General features: G+C 73.2%; 19 protein-coding genes. 13 read left to right on the forward strand and 6 right to left on the reverse strand.

What is annotated here, in order from left to right:
• Positions 1–30 precede the first annotated feature (30 nt).
• From ASE68_RS01515 to ASE68_RS01560, 10 genes are all read left to right on the forward strand, one after another.
• Positions 31–1,704: a sodium:proton antiporter gene (locus ASE68_RS01515; RefSeq protein ID WP_055854413.1), complete on the forward strand. Its 1,674-nt coding sequence runs from the start codon at positions 31–33 to the stop codon at positions 1,702–1,704.
• A gap of 157 nt (positions 1,705–1,861) precedes the next feature.
• Positions 1,862–2,230, forward strand: a complete 369-nt coding sequence (locus ASE68_RS01520; RefSeq protein WP_055854416.1) for a hypothetical protein — start codon at positions 1,862–1,864, stop codon at positions 2,228–2,230.
• Positions 2,231–2,392: 162 nt separating this feature from the next.
• Positions 2,393–3,538, forward strand: a complete 1,146-nt coding sequence (locus tag ASE68_RS01525; RefSeq protein ID WP_055854418.1) for a serine/threonine-protein kinase — start codon at positions 2,393–2,395, stop codon at positions 3,536–3,538.
• Positions 3,535–9,588, forward strand: coding sequence for an Ig-like domain-containing protein (locus tag ASE68_RS01530; protein ID WP_055854421.1), 6,054 nt, complete (start codon positions 3,535–3,537; stop codon positions 9,586–9,588). Before ASE68_RS01525 ends, ASE68_RS01530 begins: the two co-directional genes overlap by 4 nt.
• Positions 9,589–9,709: 121 nt before the next feature.
• Positions 9,710–10,675 carry a MoxR family ATPase gene (locus ASE68_RS01535; RefSeq protein WP_055854423.1) on the forward strand — a complete coding sequence of 322 codons (966 nt, stop codon included), beginning with the start codon at positions 9,710–9,712 and terminating at the stop codon, positions 10,673–10,675.
• A complete protein-coding gene (locus tag ASE68_RS01540) occupies positions 10,672–12,060 on the forward strand; it encodes a DUF58 domain-containing protein (protein WP_055854426.1) in 1,389 nt (462 codons plus the stop codon). The genes ASE68_RS01535 and ASE68_RS01540 overlap by 4 nt, the downstream gene beginning before the upstream one ends.
• A complete protein-coding gene (locus ASE68_RS01545; RefSeq protein ID WP_055854429.1) occupies positions 12,057–14,699 on the forward strand; it encodes a transglutaminase domain-containing protein in 2,643 nt (880 codons plus the stop codon). The genes ASE68_RS01540 and ASE68_RS01545 overlap by 4 nt, the downstream gene beginning before the upstream one ends.
• Positions 14,696–16,045, forward strand: a complete 1,350-nt coding sequence (locus tag ASE68_RS01550) for a DUF5684 domain-containing protein (protein WP_055854432.1) — start codon at positions 14,696–14,698, stop codon at positions 16,043–16,045. The genes ASE68_RS01545 and ASE68_RS01550 overlap by 4 nt, the downstream gene beginning before the upstream one ends.
• Positions 16,042–16,875, forward strand: a complete 834-nt coding sequence (locus ASE68_RS01555) for a PP2C family serine/threonine-protein phosphatase (RefSeq protein ID WP_055854435.1) — start codon at positions 16,042–16,044, stop codon at positions 16,873–16,875. Before ASE68_RS01550 ends, ASE68_RS01555 begins: the two co-directional genes overlap by 4 nt.
• A complete protein-coding gene (locus tag ASE68_RS01560; RefSeq protein WP_055854437.1) occupies positions 16,872–17,609 on the forward strand; it encodes a hypothetical protein in 738 nt (245 codons plus the stop codon). Before ASE68_RS01555 ends, ASE68_RS01560 begins: the two co-directional genes overlap by 4 nt.
• A gap of 50 nt (positions 17,610–17,659) precedes the next feature.
• Here ASE68_RS01560 and ASE68_RS01565 read toward each other — a convergent pair whose 3' ends face one another.
• The 6 genes from ASE68_RS01565 to ASE68_RS01590 form a co-directional block, all read right to left on the reverse strand.
• Entirely contained in the window at positions 17,660–18,040 is a 381-nt protein-coding gene (locus ASE68_RS01565; protein ID WP_055854441.1) for a DUF1304 domain-containing protein, read from the reverse strand.
• Between the two features lie 67 nt (positions 18,041–18,107).
• Positions 18,108–19,247, reverse strand: a complete 1,140-nt coding sequence (locus ASE68_RS01570) for a winged helix DNA-binding domain-containing protein (RefSeq protein ID WP_055854444.1) — start codon at positions 19,245–19,247, stop codon at positions 18,108–18,110.
• A gap of 2 nt (positions 19,248–19,249) precedes the next feature.
• On the reverse strand, positions 19,250–20,068 hold the full coding sequence (locus ASE68_RS01575) for an ABC transporter permease (RefSeq protein WP_055854447.1): 819 nt from the start codon (positions 20,066–20,068) through the stop codon (positions 19,250–19,252).
• A 4-nt stretch (positions 20,069–20,072) separates the two neighbouring features.
• A complete protein-coding gene (locus ASE68_RS20475) occupies positions 20,073–21,164 on the reverse strand; it encodes an ABC transporter ATP-binding protein (protein ID WP_082461809.1) in 1,092 nt (363 codons plus the stop codon).
• A gap of 248 nt (positions 21,165–21,412) precedes the next feature.
• Positions 21,413–22,186: an isocitrate lyase/phosphoenolpyruvate mutase family protein gene (locus tag ASE68_RS01585; RefSeq protein WP_055854450.1), complete on the reverse strand. Its 774-nt coding sequence runs from the start codon at positions 22,184–22,186 to the stop codon at positions 21,413–21,415.
• Positions 22,187–22,258: 72 nt separating this feature from the next.
• Positions 22,259–23,506: a cysteine desulfurase-like protein gene (locus ASE68_RS01590; protein ID WP_055854451.1), complete on the reverse strand. Its 1,248-nt coding sequence runs from the start codon at positions 23,504–23,506 to the stop codon at positions 22,259–22,261.
• A 41-nt stretch (positions 23,507–23,547) separates the two neighbouring features.
• Here ASE68_RS01590 and ASE68_RS01595 point away from each other — a divergent pair, with 41 nt between their 5' ends.
• The 3 genes from ASE68_RS01595 (at position 23,548) to ASE68_RS01605 (ending at position 25,486) form a co-directional block, all read left to right on the forward strand.
• Entirely contained in the window at positions 23,548–24,507 is a 960-nt protein-coding gene (locus tag ASE68_RS01595; protein WP_082461811.1) for an LssY C-terminal domain-containing protein, read from the forward strand.
• Positions 24,504–25,061 carry a hypothetical protein gene (locus ASE68_RS01600; RefSeq protein ID WP_055854454.1) on the forward strand — a complete coding sequence of 186 codons (558 nt, stop codon included), beginning with the start codon at positions 24,504–24,506 and terminating at the stop codon, positions 25,059–25,061. Before ASE68_RS01595 ends, ASE68_RS01600 begins: the two co-directional genes overlap by 4 nt.
• Positions 25,062–25,207: 146 nt before the next feature.
• The gene (locus ASE68_RS01605) at positions 25,208–25,486 is read left to right on the forward strand and encodes a GIY-YIG nuclease family protein (RefSeq protein ID WP_055854458.1); all 279 of its coding nucleotides are present in this window, start codon (positions 25,208–25,210) and stop codon (positions 25,484–25,486) included.
• Positions 25,487–25,561 lie beyond the last annotated feature (75 nt).

Below are 25,561 nucleotides of genomic sequence, written 5' to 3' on the forward strand. Positions count from 1 at the left end.
TCGGCGCCCGGTTCCTGCCAGTCTTGACGCGTGGACGAACTGATCATCCTGGGCGTGATCGCGTTCGTGGTGATCGCCGCCGCGACCGTGCTCGGCCCGCGCCTCGGCATCGCGTCGCCGCTCGTGCTCGTCGCGGTCGGCATCGTCGCGAGCTTCCTGCCGATGTTCGACTCGATCGAGATCAATCCCGAGCTGATCCTCTCGGGCGTGCTGCCGCTGCTGCTCTACTCGTCGGCGGTGTCGATGCCGACGATGAACTTCCGGCGTGAGTTCGGTGCGATCAGCGGGCTCTCGGTGATCCTCGTCATCGCGAGTTCGCTCGTGCTCGGCGTCTTCTTCATGCTCGTCATCCCCGACCTCGGGTTCGCGTGGGGCGTCGCCCTCGGCGCGATCGTGAGCCCGACCGACGCGGTGGCGACCTCGATCATCAAGCAGACCCCCGTCTCCAAGCGGGTCGTCGCCATGCTCGACGGCGAGAGCCTGTTGAACGACGCGACCGCGCTCGTGCTGCTGCGCACCGCGATCGTCGGGGCGGCGGCCGCGTTCTCGTTCTGGGGCGCGGTGGGAACCTTCGCCTACTCGGTCGTCGTCGCGGTCGTGATCGGCTGGCTCGTCGGCTGGCTCAACCTCGTCGTGCGCAAGCGCGTCACGAACCCGGCCGTGAACACCGTGCTCTCGTTCACGGTGCCGTTCCTCGCCTCGGTGCCCGCCGAGCTGCTCGGCGCCTCGGGCCTCGTCGCGGCCGTGGTTGCGGGCCTGGTCACGGGCATCCTCGCGCCGCGCGACCTCTCGCCGCAGAACCGACTCTCGGACTCGCAGAACTGGCGCACGGTCGAACTCGTGCTCGAGGGCGCGGTGTTCCTCACGATGGGCCTGCAGATCCAGGCGATCGTCGCGGATGTGCAGCGTGAGCACGCCGGCGTCGGCGCGGCCGTGCTCGTCGCGATCGGCGCCCTGGTGCTGACGATCCTGGTGCGGGCGGCGTATGTCGCCCCACTGCTCGGCGTGCTCGGCCGGCGTGCGCGCCGCCAGGAGCAGATGCAGGAGCGGCTCGAGGGCATGCAGGAGAAGATGACCACGCCCGAAGGCGTGCAGGAGTTCCTCGAGCAGGCGAACACCGGCCGCGGCCGGCGGGTGACGAGTCGGGATCTCGACCGTTTCGCACGGCGGGTCACGCACGCCCTCGGCGACATCGAGTACTTCCGGCGGCAGCCCCTCGGATGGCGCGAGGGCGTCGTCGTCGTGTGGGCCGGCATGCGCGGCGCCGTGACCGTCGCTGCGGCGCAGACGCTGCCGGAGGACACGCCCCAGCGCCCGGTGCTGGTGTTCATCGCGTTCGCCGTCGCGGTGCTGTCGCTGCTCCTGCAGGGCGGAACGATCGGCCCCCTGGTGCGCCGCATCGCGCCGAAGGTCGACCAGGCCGAGCTCGACGCGCAGGCGCTCGAGGAGCGCACGCGCCTCATGATGAGCCTGCGCGAGAGCGCCGAGGGTGTCGCGGAACCGGTTCGCACCGAGGGCGAACCGCGCATGGAGGCGTTTCGTGCCGAGCGGCGCTACCGGCTCGACGTCATCGCCGCGCAACGGGCGGCCCTGCTCGACGCGCGCGACAACGGCACGTTCGACGCCGACGTGCTCGCCGACGAGTTGGCGAACCTCGACGCGTCGCAGATCGCGCTCGAGATGCGCGCCAAGACCGTCGACTGAGCCGGCGACGGATGCCGCGGCATCCGCTCTCCTCCCCAGCAGCTCTGTAAGGCAGTAACCGAGATCAACGGTTACTGGAGGAAACCGGCACGAAACCGTTACCGCCTTGTGGAGCGTCGGCCGCCATGCTCCGTGCCGACTCGGGCAGGATGGAAGCATGGCCCAACTCCGAGTGCACTCCGACCGCATCGAGGTCCTCCTCACGCCGGCCGAGAAGTCGCTCTCGCTTCGGTCGGCCGACATCGTGGTGCAGCGCGACGACATCCGCTCCGCGACCATCACCGACGACCCCTGGGTGTGGATCCGCGGCATCCGCACGCGCGGCAGCGTCGTGCCGCTCGTCGTGGCCGTCGGCGCCTGGAAGTACCACGGCGGGCTCGACTTCGTGATCGTCAAGGGCAAGCGCCAGGCGGTCGTGCTCGAGCTCGCGGCCGGGGAGTTCGCCCGCATCATCCTGAGCACCAACCACGCCGCCACGCTCATCGACCGGCTGAAGCTCGGCGAGACCCCGAGCGACGCCGAATAGCCCTCAGCGGTCGCGCTGCCCGCGCGATTCGGGCTGCCTCGCGTCGTCGCTTATGATGATCGGCGGATGCCGCGGCCGGGCCCGTCGCCGACGCATCCCAACCCGAGACGAACGACCGGTCTGCCGGTGCGTCCACGTACGCCGGCAGAAGGGGAACAGGTCGTGCCGAAGCGCTTGCCGTCCGCACCGCCCATCCTGGCGGGGTACAACTACGTGCGCCCGCTCGGCACCGGCGGATTCGCCGACGTCTTCCTCTACGAGCAGGACCTCCCGCGACGCGTGACCGCCGTCAAGGTGCTGCTCGCCGACGTCATCGACCCCGAGGCGCGTCGCACGTTCACGCTCGAGGCCGACGCCATGGCCAGGCTCAGCGCGCACCCGTCGATCGTCACGATCCACCAGGCCTCCATCGCGTCCGACGGGCGCCCGTACCTGGTCATGGAGTACTGCCCCGAGTCGCTCGGCGCACGCGTCAAGCGCGGCCCGATGGCGGCCGGCGAGGTGCTCGACATCGGCGTGCGCATGGCCGGCGCCCTCGAGACCGCCCACCGGTCCGGACTGCTGCATCGCGACATCAAGCCGTCGAACCTGCTCGTGAACTCCCTCGGCGCGCCCGTGCTCGCCGACTTCGGCATCGCCGGCTCGATCAGCGACGACGGCACGAGTGACACGCTCGCCATGTCGGTGCCGTGGAGCGCGCCAGAGGTGCTCGGCGAACGCACGAACGGCACGGTCGCGACCGAGGTCTGGAGCCTCGGCGCGACCCTCTACACGCTGCTCGCCGGGCACAGCCCGTTCGAGCTCGCCGACCGCAGCCGCAACTCCGTCGACCAGCTCTCGCGCCGGGTGCTCGGGGCGAAGTACACGCCGCTCGCGCCCCGCGGGGTGCCGTCGCGCATCGACACCGTGCTGTCCGCCGCGATGCAGCGCGACCCGGCCCGCCGGTACAGCTCGATGGCCGAGTTCGGCGAACAGCTCCGCTGGGCCCAGTACGAACTCGGCGTCTCGCCGACGAGCCTCGAGGTCGCGTCGCCCGAGTGGGCGGCTGCCGCCCCCATCGACTTCTCGGATGCCTCGCGGCGGGGCCCCGTCGTCACGACCGTCGACCCCGACTCGCGTCGGGCCGGCCGCGCGGCCGCCGTCGCGACGGCGCGCCCGTCGGGGCGAGTGGTCGACGCCGGCGGGCTCGCCCCAGCGCCGGTCCGAACCCGCGGCGCATGGCTGAAGCCCGCCGCGATCGGCGTCGGATCCGCGCTCGTCGTGCTCGTGGCCGCCGCAGCCGTGCTCCTCTCGTCGGGGGTCGTGTGAGCGCTCGTCGCCCCGCGCGTCGCGGGGCGGTCATCGCCTCCGTGGCGGGCGTCGCCGCGCTCGCCACCGTCGTCACGCTCGCCGTCACCGCGAACGGCTACGAGGCCCAGGAGGTGCCGCGACTCGAGACCTCGGTCTGGGTCACCCGCGACGCCGGCCAGTACGCGCGCGTCAACACCGACCTCGCCGAGATCGACCTCGTGCGCGACGTCGAGGACCCGAGCACGATCGTGCAGGTCGGGGCCGAGGCATCCGTCTACAACCAGGGGCTGCGGCAGCGCTGGTCCATCGACGAGGCCGACCCCGTCGACCTCGTCGCCGAGGACGGCGGCGGCTCGGTGCCGACGCCCACCGGAACGCGCGAGGTGCGTTCGGCCGGCGACTGGGTCGCCTACCGCACCGACACCGGCGCGGTCCAGGTCGGTCGCGTCGACGACGACACGGTGCCCGTCGACCCCTACGCCGAACGTCGCGCAGAGGGCGACGACGACGAGACCTACTCGGCCGCCGCGATCGGCCTCTCGCCGACGGGACTCGTCGCCCTGTACTCCGCACGTGAAGCCGCCGTGCGCGTGCACGACGCCGCCACCGGACGCTTCGTGGGCGACGAGGTCGCGGTTGCCGACCCGCCCGTCGCCGACGCGCGCCTGCAGCTCACCTTCGCCGGCGACCGCTGGGTCATGGTCGACGCCGCCGAGGGCCGCGCGTGGATCTCGGGCCTGCCGGAGCCCGTCGACCTCGACGTCGAGGCCGACGCCGAGGTGCAGCAGGGTGCCGGGGCCGCGGCATCCGTCGTCATCGCCGACTCGGCCGGACTCGTCGAGCTGCCGCTCGACGGGGGAGGGTCGGAGCGCATCGTCGACGCGGCCGGAACCCCCGCGCAGCCCATCGTCGTCGACGGCTCGATCGTGGCCGCGTGGCTCTCGCTCGACGGCGGCGGCATCTGGACGAGCACCGCGCGCGAACTCGTGCCGCTCGACCTGCCCGAGGGCGAGCTCGGCGGCGATGGGCCGCAGGCCGTCACGCCGGTGCTGCGCGGCAACGGCGACCGCGCGGTGCTCAACGAGACCACGTCGGGACTCGTGTGGACCGTGCCGGACGGGCGACTCGTGCCGCTCGAGCAGTGGTCGCTCGACGACGAGATCGAGGACCGCGTCGGCACCGAGGACGTCGAGGACCTCGCCAGACAGGAACCCCCCGTCGCCGTCGCCGACCGCTTCGGCGTGCGAGCGGGCGCGCAGGTCGAGCTCCCCGTGCTCCTGAACGACCACGATCCGAACTCGAAGGACGTGCTGACGGTCGACCCGGCCTCGATCTCGGGCGGCCTCGCCGACCCCGCGTTCGGAGACCTCGTGCTCACCGCGAACGACCAGACCCCCGCCGTGCGGGTGCGAGCGACATCCGGATCGACGACCTTCGGTTATGCCGCGACCGACGGGTCGGCGAGCTCGGCGCCCACGGGCGTCACCCTGACCGTCATCCCCGACGACGTGAACTCTGCGCCCGTCTGGTGCGGCGTCGACGCGTGCACCCAGAAGTGGCCGACCCCCCAGCTCATGCCGGGCGGCACGGCGCTCGTCTCGGTGCTGTCGGGCTGGGTCGACCCCGAGGGCGACCCGTTCGTGCTCGCCGACGCGCAGCCCGTCGACCCCTCGGCACCCGTCTCGGTCGTGCCGATGTCCGACGGCCGTGTGGCGATCCGGCACACCGACCCCAACGCCGCGACCGACAAGGTGCAGGTGCGCATCACCGTCGTCGACGCGTTCGGCGCCGAGGCCGAGGCGACGCTCGACCTCCGCGTGACGTCGACGGCCGCGCTCGAGGTCGCCCCCGTCGCGGTCACCGCCGGCGCAGGCGAGACCGCGATCGTGCGCATCGCCGACCACGTCAGCGGCGGGTCGGGGTCGATGCGGCTCCTCGACGCCGTGCCCACCGCGACGGCGGCCAGCGGGGGCCTCACCGTCGTGCCGAACACCGCGGGCGGCGAGGTCGAGCTGAGCGCCGCCGAACCCGGCGCCTACCTCGCGACCTTCACGGTGCAGGATGTCGTGACCCGCGCCGAGCAGACCGCGACGATCCGCGTGACCGTCGCCGCGGCCGGCGCCCCGCTCGCGCTCGCGCCGATGACCGCGTTCGTGCGCGTCGGCGAAGACGCCATGATCGACGTGCTCGGCGCCGTGCAGAACACGAGCGGACGCGTGCTCGTCGTCACCGGGGCCGTCTCGACGACGCCGGAGCTCGACGTCGGCGTCGTCGCCCAGTCGCAGGTGCGCGCGACCGGCACGACCCGCGACGGACGGCCCGGGCTCGTCGGCCGTGCCCGCGTGAGCGTCGCCGACGGCGCGGGCGCGACCGCGGTCGGCGACCTCAGCGTGTTCCTCGTGGCGCCCTCGGTCGGACTCAGCCCGATCGCGATGCCCGACACGGTCACCATGCGGGTCGGCGAGCTCATCTCGATCCCCGTCACGGCGAACGACGTGAGCCCGCGCGCCGAGCGGCTCGTCGTGCACGCCGACGTCACCTCCTCCGGCACCGACGGCGAACTCGCCTTCGCGGCCGATGACCAGGTGCGCTACCTCGCGCCCTCGAAGCCCGGAACGTACGAGCTCGGCTACGCGGTCGGCCTCGAGCAGGCGCCCGACCGGCTCGACCACTCGACGGTCACCGTCACGGTGCTGCCCGACGGCGCGAACCGCGACCCCCAGCCGCATCCGCTCGTCGCACGCGTGCTGAGCGGCCAGAGCGTGCGGATCCCCGTGCCGTCGACCGGCATGGACCCCGACGGCGACCGCACCGTGCTCACCTCGGTGACGCAGCCCGAGGCGGGCCTCGGCATCGCGACCATCTCGGCCGAGGGCGACGCGATCGTCTACACCGCTCCGGCGGCCGGCACCGGGTCCTCCCAGCCCGCGTTCGAGTACACGGTGCGCGACGCCTCCGACGCGGTCGGCACGGGCACGGTGCGCGTCGGCGTGCTGACGGCCGCGGTGACGGATGCCGCGCCGGTCACGTTCAGCGACTACGTGCGCGTGCAGCAGGGTGCTGCCTCTCCCGTGACGGTGCAGCCCACCGGCAACGACCTCGACCCGGCGCAGGGCGAGCTGGAGCTCGTGAGCCTGGTGCCGAACGCGCCCGAGGGCAGCACCGAGCACGAGCGGCTCGCGGGGCTCGTCGACGGCTCGACCTCGCTCGCCGACGACCGCATCGTGCTGCGTCCGGGCGACGTGGCCGGCACCAACTCGTACCGGTACACCGTGCGCTCCGAGCGCTCGTCGAGCACGGCCGAGGGGCTCATCGTGGTCAGCGTGACCGAGGCGGAGTCGCCCGACGCGCCGCTCGTGTCCGACACGGTCGTCACCGCACGCTCGCGCGCCGACCTGCCCGATGCCGGCCTCGACGTCGTCGCCGGGCACGTCGTGTGGGCCTCCGGCGACCTCGACGCGCTCGAGGTCGAGATCTGGAACGGCTCCGGCGGTGCCGAAGGCGCGGGCGGAGCGGGTGTCGCGGGCGACGGGTACCGCGTCGAGGGCCACCGCATCATCGGGCCGCTCACGGCCGACGGAGGGCTCGTGCCGTTCCGCGTGCACGGCCCCGACCGCGCCGGCCGCGAGGCCGAGGCATTCGGGTTCCTCGTGGTGCCCGCGAGCGACGACCTGCGCGTGCAGGTTCGCGCCGACCTCGAGCCGCTCGAGGTGAAGGAGGAGCAGAAGGTCGCGTTCGACGTGCGCGACCTCCTCGACCTCCCCGCCGGCGACCCCGTCGAGGTCGACGCCGGCAGCTACCTGGTGCAGCGCGCGACCGCCTCGTGCGCGTCGGTCGCGGGCGGCGGCGCCGAGTACGCGGCCGGGTTGGACGCCCCGTGGAGCGACGTCTGCCTCGTGCCGGTGCGACTCGACGGGCAGTCCGCGTGGTCGTGGGTCGGCGTGCCGATCGCGATCGTGCCGAAGGACCCGCAGGCGATCCTCTCGGCGGTCAGCCGCACGGTCGCTCCCGGCGCGACCGAGAGCGTGAAGCTCTACGAGGAGATGACCACGTGGGAGGGCGGCCGCGAAGGCGACCGCTCCAAGCTCGACTACGCCGTCTCCGGCTCGGGCGGCGCGTTCCTCGTGACGCAGGCGGGCGACACGGTGACCTTCGAGGCCAGGGCCGACGCCCGACCCGGCACCCGTGAGACGGTCACCGTGAGCGTCGGCGCGTTCGGCGGCCTCACCTCGGCGATCACGCTCGTCGTCGGGCAGGCGCCGGCCGATGCGCCGCGCGGCGCCGTGTTCAGCACGCAGTGCTCGGTGAACCAGGGGGCGTCGTGCACCGTGCAGGTCGTCGGGCTCTCGGGCGAGTACGACCCCTTCGCGGGCAAGACCGGTGCCGGCCTGAAGCTCACCGGCCTCGGCTCCGGCGCCGCGAACTGCCAGGTGGCGACCGTGCGTGCGAGCGACGACCGCTCGATCACGGTCACCTGGCCGACCGGGCAGAACGCGTTCGGCGGAGAGTGCGTCGTGCCGTTCGCGGTCGCCGATGCCCAGGGCCGCCCCGGCACCGGGCGGGTGACCGTCGACCTGCTCGGCCTGCCGCAGCCGCCGGCCTCGATCTCGACCGCCGACTACTCCGAGTCGAGCGTGACGCTCGAGGTCTCGCTCGGCGAGGCGATGCGCGCGCACCCCGCGGTGACCGGCGTCGAGATCCTCGAGGGCGGCCGCACGGTCGCGGCCGACTGCGGTCCGAGCGCCCCCGGCACGTGGTGGTGCCGCATCGCGGGCCTCACGCCGGGTGAGCGGCACGATTTCGCCGCCCGCGCCGTCAACAGCGTCGGAACCTCGTCGAGCACGAACGCGGTCACGACGTGGAGCTATCGCGCCCCCGCCATCACCGCCGTCTCGATCGACCCCGTCTACCGCGCGGGAACGACCTCGACCTCGACGGGCGTGGCCGAGGTGCGCATCTCCGCCGATCGCGACGCCCGGTCGTTCCGGGTGCAGGAGACCGGCCAGGTCATCGAGCGTCGGGGCTCGACGACCGTCGCCGACCTCGTGCTCGCGCCGGGGCCGCACATGATCACCCTCGTGCCGGCGAGCATCTTCGAGCCGCCGACCGGTCGAGGCGGCAACGAGGGCGGCGTCGTCGCGACCCCCGTGACCGTCGCGGGCGCGCCGTTCCTCGACCCGAACCGCATCGAGGCCACCGCGACGACGAACTCGTCGCTCGCGATCTCCGGCGTCGGCCTCTCGAGCAACCAGAGCTCGAGGTCGAGCGAACTCGTGTACTTCGCGTGGCGCGACGGCGGCGAACCTCAGTGCTGGGCCGACGACGGCGGCGACCTCGCCTACGACGCGAGATCGGCGGTCGTGTCATCGGCGCCGGCCATCGGCGGCCTCTCGGAGTACCAGCAGTACCGGGTCAAGGCGTGCGGCTCGAACGGCTACGGCGTCGCGTCGTCGGGCACCGCCGACGTCTTCCTCTACACGATGGTCGAGGCGCCCACCGGCGACGCGAGCTACACCGTCGCGACCACGCCCTCGGGCGGCGGCGACGCCTACGGCTACGGCCTGACCGGTCCGAACCTCACGGCGCTGTCGAACTTCCGCCTCGAGTACCGCTCCGACCTCACGGGCTGGACCACCGACTTCGCCTCCGCCGTCGGCGAGTGGGCGAACCCCGGCCAGGTCTACGTCAGGCAGTGCCACGAGCGCGGTCGGTCATACTGCTCGAACGAGCTCCCCGTCACCGCGAACACGGCCCCGTCGCCGGTCTCGGTCACGTTCAACGGCGGATGCCTCGCGGCCCCCGCAGACACTGCGGCCGTCACGCTGTTCGAGGTCGGCGCGAACGTCTCCGCCGCTGCGTCCGGCTCGGCCGTGATCCGCAACTGGACGGTGCCCGACCCGGCGGCCCCGCTCGCGGTCACGTACGACCTGGTGTTCACCGGGGCGTTCGCCGACCTGACCTCGATCGCACGCACGGGCACGCTCTGCCCGCCGCCGGACCCCGAGCCGACCGACCCTCCCACGACGACGCCGGCCGCACCGCCGGCCGCACCGCCGGCCGCGCAATGACCCGCGCCATCGACGCCGGCCGCCACGCGGTATCCGCTCGCCGAAGCCCCAAAGCCCTGAAGACCCACAAGAACGTTGAAGACCCCACGACGTTGAAGACCACCCGAGAGGATCACCGACCGTGACGATCGCACCCGAGCAAGCCGCCTGGTTCGCCGAGACGTTCTCGCTCATCGCCGACAACGTCGAGCAGGCCGTGCTCGGCAAGCGGCACGTCGTCGAGCTCGTGCTCGCGACGGCCGTGAGCGGCGGGCACGTGCTGCTCGAGGACGCCCCGGGCACCGGCAAGACGGCGCTCGCGCGCGCGATCGCCGAGACGGTCCACGGCACCTCGTCGCGCGTGCAGTTCACGCCCGACCTGCTGCCCGGCGACATCACCGGCATCACCGTCTACGACCAGAAGGCCGGCAGGTTCGAGTTCCATGCCGGGCCCGTGTTCGCGAACGTCGTGCTCGCCGACGAGATCAACCGCGCGAGCCCGAAGACGCAGTCGGCGCTGCTCGAGGTCATGGAGGAGGGCAACGTCACGATCGACGGCGTCACCCGCCCGGTCGGCAACCCGTTCCTCGTCATCGCGACGCAGAACCCGATCGAGCAGGGCGGCACCTACCGCCTGCCCGAGGCGCAGCTCGACCGGTTCTCGATCAAGACGTCGATCGGCTACCCCGACGAGGCCTCGACCATGCGGATCCTGCAGGCCGTCGGCGCACCGAAGCCGAAGCTCGAGGCGATCGTCGGCACCGACACGATCGTCGCGATGACCGAGCTCTCGCGCGGGGTCTACGTCAACCCGATCGTGTCGGACTACATCATGCGCATCGTCGACGCGACCCGTCGCGCGAGCGAGGTGCGACTCGGCGTGAGCGTGCGCGGGGCGATCGCGCTCTCGAAGCTCGCCATGGCATGGGCCGCCGCCGCGGGGCGCACGTACGCCACCCCCGACGACGTGCGCAGCCTCGCCGTCGCGGCGCTCGCGCACCGCCTCGTGCTCGAGCCCGAGGCCGAGTTCGACGGCGTCACCTCGGTCGCCGTGATCAACCAGATCCTGCTCGACGTGCTCGCTCCCCGGGAGAACGGGGTGGCGTGACCGAGCCCAGCCCGCTCCTCCGCGAACCCGCGATCACCGACACGGTCACCTCGACCCGTGGCGTCACGGTCACGAGGTTCGCGCAGACGCGCCGTGGCCGTGTGGCCTCGGGCGCCGCTCGAGCGCGCCGTGGGGTGCGCTCGGTGGTCGGCGCGCTCGTGCGCGCCCGCGACTGGGTGCGCGAGACGGTGTCGCCCGCCGGGCTGCTGCTCGTCGCGACCGTGCTCGGCGGTGCGGCGGCGGGGGCCGCGTTCGGCTGGTTCGAGGCGTGGGTCATCGCGGCGATGTCGGCGAGCCTGCTGCTCGTCTGCGTGCCGTTCCTGCTGGGTGCGCACGACTATCGCGTGCGGCTCGACCTCGATCGCGACCGCGTCGTCGCGGGCTCCGAGATCGTCGGCACGCTCGACCTCGTGAACCGCGGCTCGCGCCCGTCGATGCCGAGCGTGGTCGACATCCCCGTCGGCCGGGGGCTCGTCGAGGCGCACATCCCGCTGCTGCGGGGCGGTGCGCATCACGAGGAGCGGCTCGTGATCGCCGCGCAGCGCCGAGGAGTGATCGACGTCGGCCCGATGACCGTCTCGCGCGGCGACCCCCTGCGGCTGCTCCGCCGGGAGATGCGCTGGCCCGAGGTGCAGCGCGTGCACGTGCACCCCGTGACCGTCGCGCTGCCGCCGTCGAGTGCGGGCCTGATCCGCGACCTCGAGGGGGCGCCGTCGGCGGCGCTCGTCGACGCCGACCTGTCGTTCCACGCCGTGCGCGAGTACGTCCCCGGCGATTCGCAGCGCCACGTGCACTGGAAGTCCACGGCACGCACCGGCCGGCTCATGGTGCGCCAGTACGAGGAGTCCAGGCACGCGCGCATCGCCGTGCTGCTCGACCTCGACCTCGACGGCTACTCCGACGACGACGAGTTCGAAACCGCCGTGAGCGCGGCCGCCTCGCTCGGCGTGCAGGGCGTGCGCGAGGGACGCGACGTGCTCGTCGGCGTCAGCTCCGAGCTCGACACCGCCGACCGCGGCGCCGTGCAGGCGATGCGCTCGCTGCCGACGGTCACCCCCCGCTCGCTCCTCGACGGCGTCTCGGCACTGCAGGGCGGTTCGGCTGCGGGCACCGGGGCGCGCGTCATCCGTCTCGAATCGGTGGCGACCCTCGTGGCCCAGTCCTTCGGCGACCTCTCGATCGCGTTCCTCGTGACGGGCTCGCTCGTGGAGCTGCCGCGCCTGCGCCGTGCGGCCATCACGCTGCCGCCGGGCATCACGGTGGTCGCGGTGCGCTGCGAGCCCGAGGCCGAGCCCACCGCGCGGCACTCGCGCGAGCTGACCGTGCTGACGATCGGGCGCCTCGACGACCTGCCCCAGCTGCTCGCCCGCGGAGCCGTGCGATGAGCGGCGCGACGAACGTCTCGAACGCGTCGGGCTCGACGCGCGGTGCGTCGGGTGGTTCGGGTCGCCGTGACGCGCTCGGCATCGCCTACGTGGTCGTCGCCGGCGCGCTCGCGACCCTCGCGGCCTGGCCGATCTACGAATCGGTGCGGATGCCGGTGGCGGCCACGGCCGGCATGCTCGCCGGGATCGGGCTGGCGTGGGCCGCCCGCCGCCTGCCGGTCGGCGGCACCGCGCGCGCACTGCTGCTCGCGCCCATGACGGCCGTGGTCTTCGCGCTCATCGTCGTGCCGGTCGCGATTCCGAGCGCCGTGGGAGCACCGACGGTGTGGCTGCGCGGCATCGTCGACGGGTTCGTGGGCGTCGTCGTCGGCTGGAAGCAGCTGCTCACCCTTTCGCTGCCGCTCGGCGAGTACCAGGCGGTGCTCGTGCCGTTCCTGCTCGTGATGCTCGTCGGCACGCTGGTGGCCGCACTGCTCGTCGCGCCCGACCGTCGGGCGTCGCCGTTCGCGGTCGTCGTCGGTCTCGGCATGTCGGGCTTCGGGCTCGCGTTCGGGTCGAGCGCGCTGAGCGACGCGGTCCTGATCGGTCCGGTGGCGGTGCCCGCGCCGCGGGAGCTCGTCGTCGCCGTCGGCGGGGTCGTCGCGGCACTGGCGTGGTTGCTGCTGCGCTCGCGTTCGATGCGTGCGGTCGCGCTGCGCCGCGCTTCCGCCGACACGGTGCAGCGCTCGAGCCTCACGGGGTGGTCGGCGTTCAGGCGGCGTTCGCTCGCGACGGCGCTCGTGCTCGTCGCACTCGTGGCGGGGGCCGTGGTCACGCCGGCCGCCGCGGGATTCGCGCAGCGCGAGGCGTTGCGCGACCGCGTCGACCCAGAGGTCGTGCTGCGTCAGACCGCGACCCCGCTCGCCGCCTACCGCTCGGCGTTCACCGGCGCTCGCGTCGACGAGCCGTGGCTCGCGCTCGAGGGCGACACCAGCGGGGTCGGGCGACTGCGCCTGGCGACGCTCGACGCGTACGACGGCGAGACGTTCCACGTGGCATCCGGCGACGACGACCTGGGCGACGACACCGCCGCGTCGCATTTCAGCCGGCTGCCCCGCGCTGCGGTCAAGGCACGCGGCGATGTCGAGTTCTCCGTCGCGGTCGAGTCCGGGTACTCGGGCATCTGGGTGCCGGCGCCGCAGGGCCTCCGGGCCGCACCGGATTTCACGGGTGCGCGCGCCGCGACGCTCGACGACGGCTTCCACCGCTCCGGCGACGGCGCGACCTCCATCGACATCGCGAAGGTGCCGGGCAGCGCCGGGTCTGCTGCGGCGCCGGCCGGTGCATCGACTTCGGGCTCTGCCGCGCAGGCTCCGGATGCCGCCGCGCAGGCCGTCTCGGGCACCCGCGGCCTCGTGGCCGGCGACGAGTACCGGCTCGTCGCGTCGCCCGACCCCTCGGCCGAGCTCGACGAGCCCGGCGCGACGCCGCTGCTCGACGCCGAGGCGTATCCGGCGCTCGCCGCGTGGATCGAGCTGCAGGAGCAGCCCGACACCTCCGAGGGATTCCTCGAGCTCGTGCGGCGCCTGCGCGACCGTGGCTACCTCAGCCACGCCGCCGCAGACGGCCCCGACGCCGCGGGCTGGATCGCCGGGCTCGGGGGCGGCTACACGTTCATCCCGAGCTACTCGGGCCACTCGAAGGCGCGCATCGAGGCGCTGTTCACGCAGCTCGTCGATCAGCAGCGACTGGCCGGCCCCGAGGCATCCGACGCCGCACTCGTCGCGGGCATCGGCGACGACGAGCAGTTCGCCGTCGCGGTCGCGCTGCTGGCCCGCGCTCTCGGCTACGACTCGCGCGTGGTGCTCGGCTTCCGGCTCGCCGGGTCCGACGAGGTCCCGGGCGTCGCGACCTGCACCGAGGTCTGCGCCGGCGGCGCCCTCGCGGTGTGGGCCGAGGTGTCGGGCGCGGCCGCCGGGGCCGAGGGCTCAGCGGTGTCCGCCGCCTGGACGCCGATCGACGCCACGCCCCAGTACGAGGTCGCGCCGAGCCTGATCCGCGAGGGCGAGCAGCTGCCAGAGCACCCGACCACGCCCGACCGGCCCGAGACGGCGACCATCGATCCGCCGTCGGCGCAGAGCGAGTCGAGCGACGCCGACGCCGCGCCCGCCGGCGACGATGCGGCCGGACTGGTGGCCATCGCCGCCTGGGTGCGGTGGACCGCCCTCGGCGTCGCCGCGCTGGCGCTCCTGCTGCTGCCGCTGCTCGTGCTCCTCGTCGCGAAGGGTTCGCGTTCGCGCCGCCGCCGCCGTGAGCCGCTCCCCGAGGTGCGCATCCTGGGCGCCTGGGACGAGCTGATCGACCTCTACGTCGACCATGGGGTGCTCGAGGCCGAGCTCGGCAGCCGCGGTGGCACGGCACGCGCGGCCGGTCGCGCCGGCGCGACCGCGCTCGCCGGTATCGTCGAACGAGCCGTGTTCGCCGGAGACCCGCCCGATGTCGACGACGCGGCCGCAGCCTGGGCGATCGTCGATGCCGAGCGGGCCGAGCTCACGGCTCGCGCGCGGGCACGACGCCGGGTGGCGGCCCGGCTCTCGTTCGCCTCGCTCGTCAGAACCGTCACCCCCGACCGCGCCGCACTCGAGGAGCCAGCCCGATGACCCCCGCAGACGCCCAGCAGCTCGCCGCCGTCACCATGACCATGGTCGCCGTCTCGTTCATCCTCGGCATCGGCTTCTACGTCTGGTACTCGGTCATGCTCGCGAAGGTGTTCTCGCAGGCCGGCCTGACCCCGTGGTCGGCCTGGGTGCCGGTGTACAGCCAGATGCAGGTGTTCCGCCTCGGCGGGCAGAACCCGTGGCTCGCGCTGCTCCTGTACGTGCCGATCGTGCAGGTCGCCGGACTCGTGTTCCAGGTCATGGCCCTCCACCGCATCAGCGGGCAGTACTGGCGGGGCGTCGGCACGACCGTGCTCGGCGTGCTGCTGCCTCCGGTCTGGGCGACGGTGCTCGCGACCGGGCCGTCGCCGGATCCAGAGCGCGGGCGGATGCCGGTGCGCGGTGCCTCGACCGGAGCGATCCCGCCCGTGGCGCCCGGCGGTCCGCTCGCGGCCTCCGTCGCGGCGGTCGCCGCGGGTTGGCCCGCTCCGGCCGCTCCCGGCGCGCATGCCGCGCCCGCGATCGTGCCCGCCCCGCGGATCCAGCCGGCCACGCCGGTCTCGCCGGTCTCGCATGCGGCGCCCGCCCCAACGGCGGCCGCAGCGCCCTCCGTTCCGCCCGTCGCGCCGGCGATCGAACGGGTGCCGCGCATCCCGGGTCGGATCGAGCCGCTCCCGGTCATGCCCGCGACATCCGCGAGTCAGCTGAACGCCGAACGCGTCGCGCCGGCCGTCGCGCCGGCCGCCACGTCGGGGCTGCCCGCCTGGGCGGCACCGGCTGCAGGGCCGGGCCTGCCCACCCTGCCGCCCTTCGCGCAGCCGGTCCCGACGGACCCGTTCGCCGTGGCGGAGGAGACCGCCCTCGCGGCGCCGAAGACCCCTGCCGAACCGCAGGCCTTCGCCGAGCCGCACACCGCCGGAACCGTCGTCTCGGGCGAAGACGACCTCGAGGACGACCTGCTCGACCGCACGATCGTGGTCGCGCGCAAGCCGATCGTGACCTGGCGCCTCGTGGCCGAGGGAGGCGAACCGCTGCGCCTGGCCGGATCCGTCGTGCTGCTCGGCCGCAACCCCCGCGCCGCGAACGCCGAGGCGGGGGAGCAGCGCCTCGTCGTGCCCGACCCGAGCCGCACGCTGTCGAAGACGCACGCCGTGCTGAGCCTCCACGGCGAGCAGTGGAGCATCACCGACCTCGACTCGACCAACGGCGTGCTCGTGCCCGACTGGGAGGGCATCGACCGGCTGCTCGATCCGGGCGTGCCGACCCCGGTTCCCGACCGGTTCGTGCTCGGAACGCTGAGCGTCCGCATCGAACGCGACCCGCCGGCCACCGGCATCCCCAGTCGATGAGCCCGCACGAGGTGCAGCTCGCCTTCGCGTCCGCGACCGACGTGGGGCTCGTCCGCCGCGCCAACGAAGACTCGGCGCTCGCGGAATGGCCCGTGTTCGCCGTCGCCGACGGCATGGGGGGCTACGAGGCCGGCGATCGCGCGAGCGCCGCCGTCATCGCCGCGTTCCGAGCGCATGTGGTCGGCAGCCCGATCGGCAGTATCGAGCAGGTGCGGGCGGCACTCGCCGAGGCGACCTCCTCGGTCGCGGCGGTCGCCGAGACCACCGAGCGGGGCGCCGGCAGCACGATCGCGGGCGTCGCCCTCGTCGACGACGAGGGCGAGCCGGCTTGGCTGGTCTTCAACGTCGGCGACTCGCGCGTGTACCGCCACCACGGCACCGAGCTCGAGCAGGTCACGGTCGACCACTCGCTCGCGCAGGAGCTCGTGGACGCCGGCGAGCTCCGCCCCGAGGATCGCGACGGGTTCGCCCAGCGCAACGTCATCACGCGTGCGATCGGCGGGCCGGACAGCACGGCCGACAGCTGGCTGCTTCCCGTCGTGAACGGCGAGCGGCTGCTGATCTGCAGCGATGGGCTCACCGGCGAGGTCAGCGACGAGGCCATCCGCGCGACCCTCACCATGGGCGGACGTGCCGAGTCGGTCGCCTCAGCGCTCGTGCAGCGTGCACGCCAGGCCGGCGGCCGCGACAACATCACGGTCGTCGTCGTCGACGTGATCGCGGGCGGCGTCGATGAGCCGACGGATGCCACGACGGGGGTCGTTCGAGGAGCGGGCGCCGCGGCATCCGATGACGACCACACGACGATCCCCGTGCGGGGGCGTGCATGAGTGCCGTGAATCCGCGCGAACTGCTCGCCGCGGACCTCGAGGCCGACGAGACGATCGTGGTCGCCCGCCGCCCGTTCACCATCGGTGCGCCGCCGCCCGGGCCAGGGGCCGAAGTCGAGCCTGCAGTCGAGCCTGCCGCAGTGTCCGAGGGCGACGAGTTCGACGAGACGATCGTGGTGAGCCGCGTCCCGTCCGGTGCGGCACCGGCGGATCCGCACCTCGATGCCGACGAGACGATCGTCGTCCAGCGCACGGGACCAGCACCCGCGGCCGCCGCCGCGGCCGACGCCGACGAGACGATCGTCGTCCAGCGCACGGGCCCGGCTCCAGCGGCCCCGGATGCCGCCGACCAGACGGTCGTCGTCGAGCGCACCGTCGTGCGTGCGACGCCGCTGCCGACCGATGCCCCCGACGGGGTCATGAACGCGCCGACCCGGCGAGGGCGGCGCGTGGCGCCCGCGCCCGTATCCGAAGACGTGCTGAGCACGGCGGAGGTCGGGCGCGGACCCGGGCTGCTCGAGCATTACGCCGCACGGCCGATCGAGGTCGCGGCGCCCCCGCTTCGCACGTTCGCGGGCGGCGCCGACCCCACCCGTGACCCCGCGCAGGCGCTGCCGTCGGTCGCCCGTCGTTCGCGTCGGTCCGCGCTCGTCGTGCTGGCCGCCTTCGGGTCGTCGTGCGTGCTCGCCGTGATCGGCCTCGCGGTCGTCGTGGTGCTCGCCTTCGCGGGCTGAGCCCGACGGGGAACGTCGGCGACGCGAGAGAGGACCCGGCGCGGAGCGCGTCAGGCGAAGAGGAAGAGCACGAAGCCGATGAGCGGCAGCGTGCCCTGGACCAGGGCGGGCCGCAGGTACCCGCGGCCGGTGGTCGTGAGCACGGCCGCCGCGAGGGCCATGCACGCCGTCGAGAACAGCACGAGCGCGCGCCCGGCCTCGTCGACGCCCGACCACACGAGGATCAGTCCGAGCGCGGCGCCGATGCCGAGGAACAGGTTGTAGAACCCCTGGTTGTAGGCCATGGGCTTCGTGATGTCGGCGGCGGCCTGGTCGGCGACGCCGAACGTCTTCCACGTCTTGGGCCGGGTCCACAGCACGCTCTCCAGCAGGAAGATGTAGCCGTGCAGCAGTGCGGCGAGGGCGACGAAGACGCTGGCGATGACGAGCATGTCGCGATCGTACCGAGCCGATGCCGCGCACCGGGCCGGGCGCGCGGGCGACCGCCGGCAGGTGTGGTCAGCGCGGCGACGTCTCGGGTTCGACGGCGACGGCGACCTCCCTGCCGAGGAACCGTTCGAGTTCGACGACGGATGCCGCGAGCGCGCGTTCCCGGTCGGGCGTGAACGCCATCCACGGAACGATGCGCACGGTCGGCGTGCCCGACGCCTGCGGCGGTGCCCACCGGCCGACCATGACGCCGTCGAGCATGAGCGCATGCAGCGGGAACTCCGCATGCAGGCCGTGGTCGCCTGGGCGGTGCAGGTAGGCCCGCGGCGGCGCGTAGCCCATGATGTACTCGTCGTACGCCTGCAGCAGGTCGACGCGTGGTGAGGGTTCCGGGTGGCTCGTGCCTGACGCCGGGCCGTCGAGCGCGGCCGCCTCGACGAGGTGGGCGACCCCCTCGACGTCGACCGTCGCGATCGGCCGGCCACCGGCATCCGCTCGCTCGATCGCCTCGACGAAGGCGCGTCGCGTGTCGGCGAGCGTGAACCCCGACCAGGTCGCGAAGTCGCGGTCGGTCACGGGGCCGCGCGAGGCGATGAACCTCGTCGCCAGTTCGACGAGCGCATCGTCGCGATCGCGCGGCGACGAGGGCGGCACCCGCTCGTCGAACGCGGCGTACGTGCGCTGCTTTCCCGCGTTCGCGCCGCTGATGACGACGCGCTCCAGTTCGGCGCGCATGAGCACGTAGACCATCGGCACCCCGGTGGACGGCAGGCCGGCGCTCGCGAGCGCGGCGGTGAGCTCGGCCCGCGTGCGATGGCCGTCGGCGACCGCCGTCGCCACGACGTCGACGGCGCGCGCGGCGACCTCGCCCTCGACACCGGTCGTCCGGTACATCGACCCATTCGCGCGGTGCACGCGCTCGGCCGAGAGTTCGAGCACCCACCGCGCGTCGTCGGGATGCAGGAAGTGCCAGGTCGGCCGCAGCACGTGCGTGCGGAGGATGCGACCCGCATCGAGGTCGGCGAGGGTCGCCGCGGCATCCGGCCTCGACTCGGGAGGCACCCGTTGCGCGAGCCCCCACTGCGCGGGCACGAACTCCTGCGCCTGCACCGCCCCGAACCGTCCCACCGACTCGGCCGCGGACGCGTCGAACGGATGCCGCAGTCCCTGTACGCGGAGCCGCAGGTCGCGGAGCGCGGCGAGGTCCACGCCTACGACACGTCCCTCCGCCAGGTCGTGAGGCCGCCGATGAGCGTGGTCACGAGGCCGATGCCGAACAGCACCAGGCCGCCCTGCCACCACTCGAGGGTCTCGGCGGAGCCGATCGCCGCCACCGTGTAGAACGAGGCGCCGACGAGCGCATCGCTCGCCGCACCCGGGAGGAACTTGCCGATGCCCGCGGTCACGTCGTTGAGCGAGGCGGCGAGCCGCACGATCGGCTCGACGAACTGCGTGAACGCGATCACGATGACGATCGCGGCGACCTGATTGGTCACGAGCGAGCCGAGGCCCACGCCGATCGTGCCCCACAACGCCATCGCGAGCACGCCACGACCGATCAGGGCCCACGTGTCGGGCGAGTCGAGCGCGGTGTCGATGCCGAACGCCGCCAGCGCACCCGCGCCCGCGCCGACCGTGGCCGCGAACGCGAGCACGCCGAGCCCCGCCCCGACGATCAGCTGCGACACGTACTTCGCCCACAGCACCGTGGCACGGTGCGGCTGCACGAGGAAGGTCGGCGTCAACGTCTTGTGCCGGAACTCGGTCGTCACCGCGAGCGCGCCGAAGAGCACCGGGAACACGTAGCCGATCGACGACGCGAAGCTGTAGACCAGCGGCGCCAACCCGTCGGTCGGCAGCGGCGTCGAACTCGCTCCCGCAGCAGCCGTGGGGTTGTCGGTCGCCCAGCCGAGGAACGCGCCGAAGCCGCCCGCCGAGAGGGCCACGTAGCCGACGAGCAGGAGCGTGAGCAGCCACCACATGCGGGTGGTGAAGACCTTCTGGAACTCGGAGCCGAGTGCGCGGATCATGCCATCACCCCTTCGCTCCGTCGGCGGGCGCGTCTGGTGCGTCCGGCGCGACCGGAGGGTCGGGTGGGCCCGGCTCGGCGGAGGCGGCGGATGCATCGGGCGCTGGAGTCGCATCGGGCGCTGGAGTCGCATCGGGCGCTGGGGTCGGGTCTTCGGCGTGGGTGCCCGCGACATCCGGCGTCTCGAGATCGAGGTCGACGTGATCGACCTCGCCGCTCACGAGCGCGAGGAACGACTCCTCGAGACCGGACTTCAGGCGGTACAGCGACTTGAGCTCGACGCCGCCGACGTAGGCCGCGTGCCCGACGAGTCCGGGGTCGGGCTCGGCGACGATGAAGCCGTTGCGCCCCTCGGTGAACTCGAGGCCCGCCTGCGCGAGCGCCGCCGAGAGCCTGGGCCGGTCGGGGGAGTCGGCGATCGTGCGCGGCGCCGACTCGAGCTCGAGGCTCGAGAGCGTGCCGGTCTTGGCGAGCCGCCCGCGCGAGATGATCACGACGTCGTCGACGCTCTGCTGCACCTCGCTCAGCAGGTGCGAGCTCACGAGCACCGTGCGACCGTCTTGCGCGAGCCGCTGCAGGAACAGGCGGATCCACTTGATGCCCTCGGGGTCGAGGCCGTTGATCGGCTCGTCGAGCACGAACACCGACGGGTCGCCGAGCAGCGTGAACGCGAGCGCCAGGCGCTGGCGCATGCCGAGCGAGTAGCCGCCGACGCGACGATCGGCGAACTCGGCGAGCCCGACCTGCTCGAGCACGATCGGAACCCGCGTCGACGGGATGCCGGCGGCCGTCGCCGTGACCTTGAGGTGGTTGCGCGCCGTTCGGCCGGGGTGGAAGCTCGCGTCGAGCGCGGCGCCGACCATCTCGAGCGGGCGTTCGAGCGCGTGGTACGGGGTTCCGCCGAACGTGGCGGTGCCGCTGGAGGCCTTCACGAGCCCGAGCAGCACGCGCAACGTCGTCGTCTTGCCGGCGCCGTTCGGGCCGAGGAACCCGGTGACCCTGCCGGGTTGCACCGTGAAGCTGAGGTCGTCGACCGCGGTCACGCTGCCGAAGTGCTTGCTGAGCCCCGTGATCTCGATGGGGATGCCGCTGTTCATGCGTTCTCCTCGTGGCCGGGGGCGTACGGGCCGCGCAGGCCGCACCCCCGCACGGCCCGGCGACGAGTCGCCTCCCGCTCACCCTAGCGAGCGAGGGCCGCGCGCGGCATCCGTCACGCGGGGGATTCGCCAGATGACGAGCTTTCCGCCGGTCGAGTAGGCGCGCAGCGCCGTATCGAGACCCTCACGCGAACCGCCGCTGGTCTCGATACGCTTCGCTACTCGACCGGCGTTCCGACCGGCGCGGCTCAGTTCAGCGGACGGATTCCGTCGGGCAGCACGCCCCCGAGGTAGAGGTCGGTCGCGAGGTCCTGCAGCGCGCCGAGTGCGACACGTTGCGTCGTCGGGCCGTACGAGAGGCGTGCGACGCCGAGCTCCTGCAGCCGTTCGGGAGCGGGAACGCCGGGCAGGCCGATGAGCGCGACCTTCAGCTCGCCGATGCCGGCGACCAGCTGGCGCACGACGTCTTCGCCGAAGATGCCGGGCACGAACACGCTCGTCGCGCCGGCGTCGAGGAACGCGCGACCGCGTTCGATGGCGTCGGCCACGTTGGCCTCGAGCGAGCGCTCGCGCCCGCGGACGAAGGCGTCGGTGCGCGCGTTCAGCGCGAACGGCACGCCCTCGGCCTCTGCGGCGGCGACGGCGGCGCTCACGGCCGCGACCGACTCGTCGAGCGGCTTCAGCTGGTCTTCGAGGTTCGCCCCGACGACGCCCTCGCCGATCGCGCGCCGCACGGTCTCGCCCGCATCGCCGAAGCCGGCGTCGAGGTCGGCGCTCACGGGCACGTCGACGGCACGGGCGATGCGGCCGACCATGTCGAGCATGAGGTCGAGGGGGATCTGCTCGCCGTCGGGGTACCCGAAGGTCGCGGCGATCGAGTGGCCCGCGGTCGCGAGGGCCTTCGTGCCGGGCAGTGCGGCGATGGCGCGCGCCGAGACCACATCCCAGACGTTCACCACCTGGAGGAGTTCGGGGTCGGTGTGCAGGCGGCGGAGTTCGGTTGCGCGTTCGGCGATCGTCATGCCTCCAGCGTATGTTCGCCGCGCGTGCCGGTGGCCGCCCGGGCCGGATCAGGTGCGGAACGGCGTGCTGCGCTACTCGACCGGCGTGCCGAGCGCGGCGGCGAGGCCGGCGACCAGCCGGTCGATGTCGTCGTCGTCGGTGTAGGGCGCGAGTCCGACGCGCAGGCCGCCCGCATCGCCGAGTCCGAGCCGCCGCGACGCCTCGAGCGCGTAGAAGTTGCTGCTCGGCGCGAGCACCCGCCCTGCGGCGAGCCGCTCCGTGACGACGGATGCCTCGTGGCCGGCGAAGCTCAGCAGCAGCGTCGGGGTGCGGCGGTCCGCCCGGGAGTGCAGCGTCACGCCGGGCAGCTCGGCGAGGGCGGCCTCGAGTCGCAGCCACAACCGCTCCTCGTGCTCGTGCAGGGCCGCGTACGACGCCTGCAGCCGCTCGCGGCGCGAGTGCGCGGCATCCGTCGCCTCCGACCCTGCGGCGTCGGGCCCCGAGGCGGCGAGCCCCGCGAGCACGTCGACCGCGGCCGTGACCCCGGCGAGCAGCTCGTAGGGCAGCGTGCCGAACTCGAAGCGCTCGGGCACGACATCCGTCGCCGGCAGCAGCTTGTCGGGCGCGATCGTCTCGAGCAGCTCGGGCCGGGACACGAGCACGCCGCAGTGCGGGCCGAGGAACTTGTACGGCGAGCACGTGAGGAAGTCCGCCCCGAGGGCATCGAGGTCGGGCAGCTCGTGGGCGCTGAAGTGCACGCCGTCGACCCAGACGAGCGCACCCACGGCGTGCGCGGCCGAGGCGATGGCCGCGACATCCGGCATCGTGCCGATGAGGTTCGACGCGGCCGTGACCGCGACGAGTCGTGTGCGCTCGCCGATGAGCGAGGTGACGGCCTCGACCGGGAGCTCGCCCGTCGAGGGATCGAACTCGGCCCAGCGCACGGTCGCCCCGACGCGCTCGGCGGCCTGCACCCACGGGCGGATGTTCGAGTCGTGGTCGAGGCTCGTCACGATCACCTCGTCGCCCTCGCCCCAGCCCTTCGACAGGTGACGGGCGAAGTCGTACGTGAGCTGCGTGGCGCTGCGCCCGTGCACGATGCCGCGCGGGTGCGCATTCGCGAAGTCGGCCATCGCGAGCCGGAACCCGTGCACCGCCGCCTCGGCGCGCTCCTCGGAGACGCCGATCGTTCCGCGGTTCGACAGCGGCCCGGTGAGCACGGATGCCACTGCCTCGCCGACGACCCGCGGCGTCTGCGTTCCGCCTGGGCCGTCGAACTGCGCCCACCCGCTCTCGAGCGACGGGAAGCCGGATCGGATGTGCGCGACGTCGTAGGCCATGCGGCGAGCCTAGGCCGATGCCACCCGGATAGCATGCAGTCATGAGCGGGGAGGGCTCCGAGGCATCCGCGCCGGTCGAACCGGCGACGGCGTCGAAGGCCGCGCCCACGCCGGCGCCCGAGCCCGTGCGCACCCGTCGGTACTCGATCAACGCCCTGCTCGACGGGTTCTTCTTCGTCTACGCGGGCGTCGCCGCAGTCTGGCTCGCCTGGCTCGTGCTCACCGAGTCGTTCTCGCTCGGATGGTGGGGCATCGCGTTCTTCGTGCTCTTCTGGCTCGTGCTCGCGTACCTCGTGCTGCCGCGCCTGCACCGGATCCTCACGACGATCTACGTGCCCGACTACTTCATGGGGCGCACGCGCACGAGCGACGGCCTGCTCGGCGACCCGGTCAACCTCGCCCTCGACGGCACCGAGGATTCGCTGCACGCCGTCATGGCCGCCGCGGGATGGACCAGGGCCGACGACGTCACGCTCGCGTCGAGCCGGCGCATCATCACCTCGACCATCACCCGCCGAAGCTACGACGAAGCCCCGGTCAGCCCGCTCTTCCTCTTCGGCAGGCAGCAGGACTTCGCCTACCAGCAGGAGGTCGAGGGCAACCCCGCCAGGCGCCACCACGTGCGGTTCTGGCGCACGCCCGACGGGTGGCTGCTTCCCGGCGGACGACGCGTCGACTGGCTCGCGGCCGGCACCTTCGACCGGTCGGTGGGCTTCTCGCTGTTCACGCTGCAGGTCACGCACAAGATCGACGCCGACACCGACGTCGAGCGCGACCACATCGTCGCGAGCGTGCTGGCGGCGGGTGTCGGCGCGCGCGTCGAGGTGCTCCGCGACTTCTCCACCGGCTACCACTCGCGCAACGGCGGCGGCGACACGATCACGACCGACGGCGACCTGCCCGTGCTCGAGCTCGATGCGGTTCCGGATGCCGCGGCATCCGCCTCGCCGACGTCGACCTCGACGTCGATCTCGACCTCGACCTCGGCGGAGGCCCCGTGAGCCCCGGGGCCGACCCCCGCAAGCGCGCGGCGTACGAGCCGCCGGTGCTGCTCGCCCAGCCGGTGCAGCCGCCGCCGAGCATGCCGCGGCCGGCGGCGACGACCCTCGGCGCGATCCTCGTGATGCTGCGCGTGCTCGCCGGCGTGATCTGGCTCGCGGCGCTCGCGATCACCTGGCGGCAGGTGGTCTACGACGAGGCGGGGCTCGCGGTCGTGCCGGGCAGCGAGGAGGACCACGCCCTCAACGGCGTGCTCATCGCGATCCTCGTGGTCGGCGGGCTCGGCCTGCTCGTCGTGGCCGGCTTCGGCCTCGCCGTGTACCGCGGCAGCAACGTGGCGCGACTGCTCGTGATGACGTTCACCTCGCTCAGCATCACGGCCGCCGCGATCGACTACTTCGCCGGCGGCGAGGACATCACGATCCGCACGACGCTGCTGACGCTCTCGCTCGACATCCTCGTGATGCTCGCGCTCTCGAGCCGCGTCGCGCGCGCCTACGCCCGGCGGCCTCGCCCGCCCCGGCAGCGTCGCACGGGCCGGCCACCGGTCGAGTAGCGAAGCGCATCGAGACCCGCCTGCGTTCGCCGGTCGAGTAGCGAAGCGTATCGAGACCCGTCCTCGACAGCAGCATGAGCCGCCCGACGTTCGGTAGGCGCCGGACATGACCGTCACGAATGGGACCAGCTTCCGAGAATGTCGGGATGGCCCATATGTACATCCTCCGATGCGGTGACGGTTCGTTCTACGTCGGCAGCACCCGAGACCTCGACCGTCGACTCGCCGAGCATGCAAGCGGGAATGGCGCTGCCTACACCCGCCGACGGCTTCCGGTCGAGCTGGTGTATCGACAGCAGTTCGATCGAATCGACGACGCGTACGTCGTGGAGAAGCAGGTGCAAGGGTGGAGTCGCGGCAAGCGCATGGCGTTGATCGCCGGGCGCTTCGATCTGCTTCCAGAACTGGCGAGGAAGCGGGTCTGAGAGAGAATCGGCGCTCGGCGGCGCTGGTCTCGATACGCTTCGCTACTCGACCGGCGTGAACCGTGCTGGTCTCGA

The sequence above is a fragment of the Agromyces sp. Leaf222 genome (assembly GCF_001421565.1).
Lineage (GTDB): Bacteria > Actinomycetota > Actinomycetes > Actinomycetales > Microbacteriaceae > Agromyces.

Bases quoted from the DNA above. Each gene is read 5' to 3' on its own strand.
- ASE68_RS01585 (WP_055854450.1), bottom strand. From the start codon at position 22,186: ATGACGATCGCCGAACGCGCAACCGAACTCCGCCGCCTGCACACCGAC.
- ASE68_RS01545 (WP_055854429.1), top strand. From the start codon at position 12,057: ATGAGCGGCGCGACGAACGTCTCGAACGCGTCGGGCTCGACGCGCGGT.
- ASE68_RS01565 (WP_055854441.1), bottom strand. From the start codon at position 18,040: ATGCTCGTCATCGCCAGCGTCTTCGTCGCCCTCGCCGCACTGCTGCAC.
- ASE68_RS01560 (WP_055854437.1), top strand. From the start codon at position 16,872: ATGAGTGCCGTGAATCCGCGCGAACTGCTCGCCGCGGACCTCGAGGCC.
- ASE68_RS01520 (WP_055854416.1), top strand. From the start codon at position 1,862: ATGGCCCAACTCCGAGTGCACTCCGACCGCATCGAGGTCCTCCTCACG.
- ASE68_RS01590 (WP_055854451.1), bottom strand. From the start codon at position 23,506: ATGGCCTACGACGTCGCGCACATCCGATCCGGCTTCCCGTCGCTCGAG.
- ASE68_RS20475 (WP_082461809.1), bottom strand. From the start codon at position 21,164: ATGAACAGCGGCATCCCCATCGAGATCACGGGGCTCAGCAAGCACTTC.
- ASE68_RS01550 (WP_055854432.1), top strand. From the start codon at position 14,696: ATGACCCCCGCAGACGCCCAGCAGCTCGCCGCCGTCACCATGACCATG.
- ASE68_RS01595 (WP_082461811.1), top strand. From the start codon at position 23,548: ATGAGCGGGGAGGGCTCCGAGGCATCCGCGCCGGTCGAACCGGCGACG.
- ASE68_RS01555 (WP_055854435.1), top strand. From the start codon at position 16,042: ATGAGCCCGCACGAGGTGCAGCTCGCCTTCGCGTCCGCGACCGACGTG.
- ASE68_RS01605 (WP_055854458.1), top strand. From the start codon at position 25,208: ATGGCCCATATGTACATCCTCCGATGCGGTGACGGTTCGTTCTACGTC.
- ASE68_RS01575 (WP_055854447.1), bottom strand. From the start codon at position 20,068: ATGATCCGCGCACTCGGCTCCGAGTTCCAGAAGGTCTTCACCACCCGC.